The organism is Rhizobium sp. SEMIA 4085, from assembly GCF_013004495.1.
In the GTDB taxonomy this organism is placed as follows: Bacteria; Pseudomonadota; Alphaproteobacteria; order Rhizobiales; family Rhizobiaceae; genus Rhizobium; species Rhizobium gallicum.
In genome coordinates, this window is the sequence record NZ_JABEPH010000575.1 from 1 (window position 1) to 2,398 (window position 2,398).

The window sequence follows — 2,398 nt, forward strand, 5'->3', positions numbered from 1 at the left end:
GAGCGATACCACAACAAGCACCCTTTCCACCACCGAATGATGGCAGGCGCATTGACCAAGGCCGAGCTTCAGGCATGGGCGCTCAACCGGTACTGTTATCAGGCGATGATCCCGCGCAAGGACGCAATGATCGTCAGCCGTGCGGAGGACCCGGAATTACGCGCGGAATGGCGCCGAAGGATCGAAGATCATGATGGGGTAACCGGTTGGGACGGCGGCATCGCTCGTTGGCTCAAGCTGGCAAGCGGGCTGGGGCTTAACGAGGAGCTGGTGAAGAGCGAGCGCCGTGCTCTGCCCGCGACCCGCTTTGCCGTAGGAGCTTATCTGTCTTTCTGTACCAATCGCAGCCTTTTGGAAGCCGTCGCCTCGTCCCTGACGGAATTGTTCGCCCCTGTGATCATCGGCGAGCGCGTTCCGGCCATGCTGGCAAAATACAGCTATGTGAGCGAAGATATCCTGGCTTATTTCACACCGAGGCTGAAGCAGGCGCCACGCGATTCTGACTTTGCGCTCGCCTATGTCCTTGCGCACGCGACGGAACCGGGAAAGCAGCAGGAGGTCATAAATGCCCTCATTTTCAAATGCGATATCTTGTGGGCAATGCTCGATGCACTCGACTATGCCTATCGAGACGGTGGCAACATTCCGCCGGGCGCCTTCGTGCCGGAGGCAAGATGATGCAGACCCGTCGCCAGCGGACCGTTTTGTCCGCGCAGTCAAAGCCGCATCTGAAGCGTCACGTCCGGCTGCAGTTTGATCCGGTGCGCAGCGCCTGGGCGGTCTTGTCGCCGGAAAAGGTTTTCTGGCCGGATGAGGTCAGTCTTGATATCCTGAGACTGTGTGATGGCCAGCACACGGTGCCGCAAATCATCGATGAGCTTGCGGGGCAATACGATGCGCCTCGCCAGGACATTGCTCCCGATGTCGAAGAATTCCTGCAGGAATGGTCAGACAGATTTCTGGTGACGCTATGAATGAAAGACTTCTGCCGCCAATCAGCATGCTGGCCGAGCTTACGCATCGCTGTCCCCTGCAATGCGTCTACTGCTCCAATCCGCTCGAATTGTTGAAGGCGGACAGGGAGCTTTCGACAGACGCATGGCTGGCTCTCTTCGAAGAGGCAGCCGACCTTGGGGTCCTACAGGTTCATCTGTCCGGTGGAGAGCCGACCGTTAGGCCGGATCTCGAGCAGCTTGTAGGCTGTCTGACGAGACGTGGCGTCTACACCAATCTCATTACGGCCGGGGTCGGGATAGCGGAAGGGCGGCTCGAGGCGCTGCAGGAGGCGGGTCTCGATCATGTGCAGTTAAGCATTCAGGGTGCAAACGCGCCGACGACCGAGAAAATCGGCAATCACCGTGGCGCGCACGAGAAGAAACTTGAGACTGCAAAGCGGGTCGTGGAGCTCGGCCTGCCGCTGACGATCAATGCTCCGATCCATCGCCATAACATAGAGGAAGTGCCGGCTTTCATCGAACTTGCCCTTTCGCTTGGGGCAGAGAGATTGGAGATCGCCAACGTGCAGTACGGAGGCTGGGCTCTTCTTAACCGCAATGCCCTGATGCCCGATCGCGCCGCGGTGGAGCGCCAAGTGGAGATTGTCGAAGAAGCCCAGTCGCGGCTGCAGGGAGTTCTCGCGATCGACTTCGTCGCTCCCGATTATTTCGCGGTCTATCCGAAGCCCTGTATGGGCGGCTGGGCGCGTGATGCGTTCATGGTCGCCCCGGATGGCACGGCACTTCCCTGCCACGCGGCTGCAACCATCTCGTCCTTGCATTTCGAACGGTTCGGACAATGGAGCCTGACGGATATCTGGCTTGATTCTCCGGCTTTCAATGCGTTTCGCGGCGACGACTGGATGCTTGAACCTTGCAGGAGCTGCGCGCGGCGTGACATCGATTGGGGCGGGGGCAGATGCCAGGCAATGGCAATAGCGGGCGGTGCCGCAGCGGCGGACCCCGCTTGCGTCAAGTCACCCCTTCATAGCCGTATGGCAATGCTGATCAGCCAAGCCAATTCCGCTCCTTCGTCCAGCGCCGACAATTTCCGGTATCGTCGCATCGGTCGGACTTCGTAGCCGGGCCGGGTTAATCATGATTCGCGTGCCGGCAGCCGCCACGACCGCCGATCCTACCGGTCGTAGCATCTAGCCTTGCGGATCTCATTGCCAGTTCTGTGAGGGTTTGGCTGCTCGTTCCGCAGCTAGCCCATGGCATGGCGAATGGTTTTCGACAGTCGCAACAGGAAGGCAGGTCTCGAAGAGGCGACAAGCTTCCACGACAAGAGAGCCTTTGCCATGTGCCGGGGAAGCAGGCCCACGGAGAGAAACCAGGCCGCCAGGACGGCACGGCGTCTGAGCGAGACATTCATTTCCAGGCTAGCCACGGCACCGGCAGCG

3 protein-coding genes and 1 pseudogene are annotated in these 2,398 nt (G+C 59.8%); 3 read left to right on the plus strand and 1 reads right to left on the minus strand.

From position 1 onward, the window contains the following. The 3 genes from pqqC to pqqE form a co-directional block, all read left to right on the plus strand. Nucleotides 1-678, plus strand: a 678-nt coding sequence (gene pqqC, locus C9413_RS31135; protein ID WP_170251412.1) for a pyrroloquinoline-quinone synthase PqqC, incomplete at its 5' end; no start/stop codon positions are given. After that, nucleotides 675-974: a pyrroloquinoline quinone biosynthesis peptide chaperone PqqD gene (pqqD, locus tag C9413_RS31140; RefSeq protein ID WP_246703904.1), complete on the plus strand. Its 300-nt coding sequence runs from the start codon at nt 675-677 to the stop codon at nt 972-974. The genes pqqC and pqqD, both read left to right, overlap by 4 nt. After that, a complete protein-coding gene (gene pqqE / locus C9413_RS31145; protein WP_170251413.1) occupies nt 971-2,077 on the plus strand; it encodes a pyrroloquinoline quinone biosynthesis protein PqqE in 1,107 nt (368 codons plus the stop codon). Before pqqD ends, pqqE begins: the two co-directional genes overlap by 4 nt. Nucleotides 2,078-2,202: 125 nt before the next feature. Here pqqE and C9413_RS31150 read toward each other — a convergent pair. Then, nucleotides 2,203-2,398 (minus strand): annotated as a pseudogene (locus C9413_RS31150) (glycosyltransferase family 2 protein); the annotation flags it as partial.